Here is a 1,444-nt window from a genome sequence, read left to right as displayed (position 1 = left end):
GGGTGGGAAACGGCCCGTCCGCTTTCGGGCGGCACATGGGCCGAAGCCGACATGCCGTCCCAACCCTTTCTCACATCACAGGCTTGCCGAGTGGATCGAAGAACTGCCTGGGCTTGCCACCATCATGGCCAAACCGGTGAGCCATCGAGCCCCGTGGTTTCTGCCAAACCACAGACGAGGTTCGCGTTCTGCACCGCCTGACCGGCTGCACCCTTGCCGAGGTTGTCTACGACCCCCATCGCGATCACGAGGTCACGCTCGGGGTCGGCCGCGTAGCTGACGAACGCAAGGTTCGAACCCGTCGCCCACTTGGTCTGCGGCGGCCTGTCGGTTACCCGAACGAACGCCCGCCCTGCGTAGAACCGCCGTGCTGCGTCCAGGCACGCGTCCGTGGTGGTGCGACCGCGACAGTAGATGGTGGCGAGGACGCCGCGGGTCATCGGCACCAAGTGCGGAGTGAACACGAGACCGGCCGCGCTACCGCCGCTCAGCCGTTCGATTGCCTTGGCCATCTCGGGCATGTGAACGTGCCGAAGTAGACCGTAGGGCACGAGGTTCTCGTTGCTCTCGGCATAGCCAAACTTGCTATCACCACCGCGACCGGCCCCGGAGATGCCGGTCTTGGCATCGATCACGATGTTGCCGGGCTCGATCAGCCCTTCGGCCAGTAACGGTGCGAGCGCGGTCAGCGTCGCGGCGGGAAAGCAGCCGGGGTTGGATGCGGCGCTGATCTCTGATTTGGTCCGGCCAAACGTCGGCAAGGCCATATACCCAACCCTCGACGAAGCGGTGGTCGCCGCCGATATCGATGATCTTCACGTCCTCCGGCACGCGCGCCAGCGCGTCGGCTGAGGCACCTGTGGGAAGCGAGGCGAACAGCACGTCGAGCTTCGGCAGCGTTGCGGGGGCCCACCTCGCGATCACGAGATCGGCGAGTTTGCCCGGCACACCGGGAAACCGGTCCACCAGTCGGCTGCCCGCGCTACCCTCTCCTGCGGCGTAGACCAATTCGAACGACGGGTGGCTCGCGATCAGACGCATGGCTTCGCCGCCGCCGAAGCCGCTGATCCCGACGATGCCGACGCGGATACTCATGGTGGTGTCCTCCAAGGGTTTGGGAAGCAGTGGCCTGGGCAAAAGAAAACCCCCGGAGCCGGGGGCTGCGGGGGTTCGGAAACGTGGGCCGGGATCGTTCCGGCGGAATGGCCTACGGGGAGGCCGTCATTCCGCGGAAGGACACCGATCAGCACGCAGCCGGGAAGCCGCAGCAAAAGTGCAGCGGCGTCGGCGTCGGTCGCACAGGGTCCAGTTCCCGATCATATCCCGGTACCCTGTCGCTCGGCACATCCAACGTCAAGCAGAATACCTGCCAAGCACTTTGGGGACACCGTTTGACCGCTTTCGAGAAACCATGACGTGGCTCCGCTCGTCCGGGTTGGGTCGA

At 65.3% G+C, this 1,444-nt stretch carries 1 pseudogene; it reads right to left on the bottom strand.

The window, feature by feature from the left end:
- Window positions 1–122 precede the first annotated feature (122 nt).
- Window positions 123–1,095, bottom strand: a pseudogene (argC, locus tag MKK69_RS31220) (N-acetyl-gamma-glutamyl-phosphate reductase).
- Between the last annotated feature and the right edge of the window lie 349 nt (window positions 1,096–1,444).

It is taken from the genome of Methylobacterium sp. J-026 (assembly GCF_022829585.1).
Lineage (GTDB): Bacteria > Pseudomonadota > Alphaproteobacteria > Rhizobiales > Beijerinckiaceae > Methylobacterium.
This window is presented reverse-complemented; position numbering and strand designations above follow the sequence as displayed.